This window comes from Hyella patelloides LEGE 07179, assembly GCF_900659865.1.
Taxonomy (GTDB): domain Bacteria; phylum Cyanobacteriota; class Cyanobacteriia; order Cyanobacteriales; family Xenococcaceae; genus Hyella; species Hyella patelloides.
The window spans coordinates 1-4191 of record NZ_LR214166.1 but is presented as its reverse complement, the minus strand read 5'-3'; the positions used below and the strand labels follow the sequence as shown (position 1 = coordinate 4191).

The 4191-nt window shown below is 34.0% G+C and carries 5 protein-coding genes and 1 pseudogene; 5 read left to right on the top strand and 1 reads right to left on the bottom strand.

What is annotated here, in order from left to right; all coding sequences use genetic code 11:
• Positions 1-265: 265 nt before the first annotated feature.
• A complete protein-coding gene (locus tag H1P_RS31440; RefSeq protein WP_144875141.1) occupies positions 266-1399 on the top strand; it encodes a RodZ family helix-turn-helix domain-containing protein in 1134 nt (377 codons plus the stop codon).
• Between the two features lie 119 nt (positions 1400-1518).
• On the opposite strand, the gene H1P_RS31435 is transcribed toward H1P_RS31440, so the two are convergent.
• A complete protein-coding gene (locus tag H1P_RS31435; protein WP_144875139.1) occupies positions 1519-1812 on the bottom strand; it encodes a hypothetical protein in 294 nt (97 codons plus the stop codon).
• A gap of 328 nt (positions 1813-2140) precedes the next feature.
• Between H1P_RS31435 and H1P_RS31430 the strand changes: the two genes are divergently transcribed.
• The 4 genes and pseudogenes from H1P_RS31430 to H1P_RS39640 all read left to right on the top strand — a co-directional run.
• Entirely contained in the window at positions 2141-2530 is a 390-nt protein-coding gene (locus H1P_RS31430; protein WP_144875137.1) for a phosphomannose isomerase type II C-terminal cupin domain, read from the top strand.
• A gap of 155 nt (positions 2531-2685) precedes the next feature.
• Positions 2686-3228: a 2'-5' RNA ligase family protein gene (locus H1P_RS31425; protein ID WP_144875135.1), complete on the top strand. Its 543-nt coding sequence runs from the start codon at positions 2686-2688 to the stop codon at positions 3226-3228.
• A 99-nt stretch (positions 3229-3327) separates the two neighbouring features.
• Positions 3328-3891: a zinc ribbon domain-containing protein gene (locus H1P_RS31420; protein WP_144875133.1), complete on the top strand. Its 564-nt coding sequence runs from the start codon at positions 3328-3330 to the stop codon at positions 3889-3891.
• A 149-nt stretch (positions 3892-4040) separates the two neighbouring features.
• Positions 4041-4191: pseudogene (locus H1P_RS39640) on the top strand (peptidase); the annotation flags it as partial.

Below are 4191 nucleotides of genomic sequence, written 5' to 3'. Positions count from 1 at the left end.
GGGGGCTTAACCGAACGGTATTGAGAAATAAGGAAGTACTCCCATCCCGCTACAAGATTATATCAATTCTCATTATCTGCTATCAAAAATTGTCTTATAAATTGCTGAAAAAACTAAATTTACTATTGAACTAAGTATCGTAAACAGTCGGTGAATACACTGAAATTCATATAAACGCAACTTAAAATTTCTGGGTAATCACTATGGCATAAATTACTCATCAAAAGTTATTTTTGGTTATGTAAAGTACTCTGCTGTATTGTTTATGGTTTACAATTCCAGTCTTTCAAAAGAAACAGAACAATTTTCTTTTATTCGTACTATCACTGTTGTTCCTGATTCAGATAATGAGGAACAGAATCAAAATTTATCAGCACAAAAGGCTAATTCTGATTGTACTAAGATTCAGAATATCTCGTTTTCAAAGCAAGATAGTAATCTCGCTGAAGGAAAGACAAGTGGCGATTGCAATATTACTTCATCTTCTGCTTTATGCACTAGAGCGAATTCAGCTAGTACTTCTCTCAGTAATTATAATTCTATAGATAGTAATCTTACTGTTAGTAATTATTGGTATTCATCAAACACTTTTAATAATGATAATAGTAGTCTGGCAACTGTCATTGTTATACCAGAGTTAGATTTTAAAAATCCCACAAAAAAAGCGGATTTTAGTCACTATCTAGACAAAATTTTACTAATTTGCGCTGGTGGTTATCTGTGCTTTGTATTATGGTGGCTTTTTGGTGCTAAAAATTCCCTGTTTCCTCTTAGCTTTTTATCCCGACAGGAAACTATTTCTCAAGCGGATGTAGAGTTCATTGATTATATGAAACAATCTTTAGAAGTAATAGATCGTAAGGTTGCAAAAAAACAGTCTTCAGCGACAGAAGTAGCTTCATTAGAAAATAAAACTTCTAAATTAGTTTATGTTCCTGTTTACACGCCAGCTTCGCCAACTGTTTCGAGTAATCAGTTGCTACCTCCTACTTTACTTCCTCCTCCTCCCCTTCCCAACCAATTAGCAGCAATGAATCCTCCTGTGGCTGCTGTTTCTATTAACCCTCCTGCACCTCCTTCAGAATCATTCAAAGTTAAAACAACTCCCAACACATCGGCTAATGATAACCAAGTGACAGAATCTATAGCGTCAACAGTTGCGCCTCCTGAAATTGCAGCAGCAACGACTACAGCCAAGGTGAATCATACTTTAGTTGGTGTTATGGAATTAAAAGAAGGTTCGGCTGCGCTGTTTAAAATTAATGGTTTTACTCAAAGAATTTGGTTGGGAGAAAAAATTGAAAGTACTGGCTGGGTTTTGCAATCAGTAGCTAATCAAAAGGTTAAAATTAGTCGCCAAGGAAAATCTCGGATTTTGAGTGTTGGGGAAACCTTTTAAAGATTTTATTATTGGTTTTTACTTTAATTTAATAGAATAAATAGAAAAATTTTCAAGATCGGCATCCTTAACAAAAATAAGCAAAAACTTATTGGTTAAATCGTAGTTTTGTTTAATATCTATATCATATTTTTTTTGATCTTTAATCTAATTATTTTAAACCAAAAATTTGTTAGGGGAATATAAGCTATTGGTTGTTTAAGAGAACTTCGTCGATCGCCATTAGAGGGTAAAGGCTGATAGTCCAGGTGTTTTTCTTGGAGAATATCATTTTCAATTAGTAATAAATTAATCACAATAATTCCCGTTCCTAAGTTTTTTTTGTTACCCAGAGCATATTCTTTGAGTGCTGTACTATTGTTAATAATAAAATTTTTATTTCTTCTAGTATCAACCTTGGAAGAATTTGTCATTGATATTTACCTGTAAGTGGGAAATTATCGAGATATTTTGAAAATTATGTATTTTAGCTGTCTATTAATAATAGACTTTGCTCAGTTCTGATTGATTAATAGAAATAGTATAAAATCTTAAACTTAGTTAGTTAAAAATAAAAATAGTCAGTACCATAGCCAAGATAGCAAAATAATTATCTGATGCCCACAATTTATTTCTCTTATTTCATCAGATATTAAGCGTTGCTAATTTGAATAACAAAATAAATAATCGCTCTGTTAGTTGATTTTTTTTCATGTAAACTAGAAATGTTATGACTCTAGTTGTTCTGTGAGAGTTTATCTAATGAGCGAATCTAATAATAAGACAAAAGTACCAGGTACATCTGCTGTTGAAGATTTAGAAGCTACTCGTCTGCCTCCTTGGGGAACAGTTACAGTTTTAGAACAAGGAGAACACTATTGCATTAATAGAATTGAAGTCAATCCAGGTAATCATATCAGTACTCAAATGCATTACCATAGAAGCGAACATTGGATTGTGGTATCAGGAACAGCAAAAGTGATTTGTAATGGGGAAGAAACCTTACTGATGCAAAATCAATCTACTTACGTTCCGATGAATACTGCTCACCGAGTAGAAAATCCTGGGGTAATACCCTTAGTTATGATTGAAGTACAAAATGGTGAGTACCTTGGGGATGATGATATTATTCGCTTTGCTGAAAGTGTCTGAGCGATTATAATATCGGCATGATTGGGCGAAGTCTGCTCAAAGAGCGATCGCTTAATGGATTGAGTTGAGTGGGATAGATAAATGATATCTTACATTATTCAAGGTATCTATACTACCTTATTTCATTCTTCAGAGTCCCATAGCCTAAGTTTGCAATGAGTAAACACTTATTTTTTATGGCTCTTTTACCTCCCTTGGCAATACAGAAAGAAGCGAATCAAATAAAGCATCATTTTGCAGAAGTATATAACAGTAAAGCTGCTTTAAAATCTCCCCCTCATATTACCTTACAACCACCTTTTTATTGGGAAATAACAAGGCTTGGTGAACTAAAGAAAGTCTTAGAAGAGTTAGCACAGCATCAAGCTTTTATTCTCATTATTTTAGATGGTTTTGCTGCTTTTAAGCCCCGTGTCATTTACATTAATGTCTTAAAAACTCCTGAATTATTATCATTACAAAAAGAGTTGATGTTACAGTTAGAGTCTTCTCTGAATATCGTTCATAAAGTTGCGAAACATCGTCCTTTTACTCCTCATATAACAGTAGGATTTAAAGATTTAACTAAAGCTAATTTTTACCAAGCTTGGGAAGAATTCAAAGAACGCCCTTTTGACTCTCAATTTAATGCTTCAAAGCTTACTTTATTTCAACATAATGGTAAAAAGTGGGAAATAGATCCAGAATTTTGTTTTTAATCTTCTCAAGCAATTTATTGTTATTAATTCACAACATCGATTATTTCAGAAATAACTAGAATTGAAGTGAAGCAAGTAAATAAAATAAAGATCGTTATTATGAGCTATACCGTAAATCTGAGTAGTAATCAACGCTTAACAGTAGTTAATCAAGGAACTCAAACCCTAATTACTTTAGTCTCAAGCAGCCCAGGACAACAACAGAGTCAGAGTAATAGCTTTACTACAGGAAACTGGACTAGCGCACCACAACTATACAAAACAGGATCGGGCTTTATTTTACAATTAAATAGCGATCGTGGAAAGCATCATATTTTGATTCAAGGTAACAGTATGAGTACCACTACGACATCATCTATGCAAAATGCGGTACAGCTAGACTTAGAAAGTATTTCCGATCGAACATCAAGCCCTAATAATGTAGAATTTGAACCCATGCAGCCAATGAAGCCAATGAAGCCGATGCAACCGATGAAACCGATGAAAATGGGTGATATGTCTATGGATATCAATCAGATGTCGATGCAAATGGGTAATATGTCTTTAAGTATGGAAAAAGAACAAAAATCAACTTCTACCAAGCATTTTTGTACTCAATGCGGACAAGAAACTAAAATAGGCGATCGTTTTTGTGGTAGTTGTGGTCATAAGTTAGATAATTGAAAAGATTGCTTTTCGTTAGTCCCGTCAAGCGGGATCGAGATAGTTGGTTGTTGGTGGTTAGGGTTGATTACTAATATTTAGTTCTTCCTCTACTTCCTCCGCTCCCTTACTCACTTACTTCCTCATCCTTCATCCCTTTTCCCTCAGAAATGACTTATTGCTTGGGTATTATCAATCAATTTGGTATTGTAATGGCTGCTGATTCCCGTACCAATGCAGGAGTAGACTACATCTCTAGCTATAAAAAACTGTTTGACTTGTCTTTACCAGAAGAAAGAGCAATTATTATTTGTACCTCTG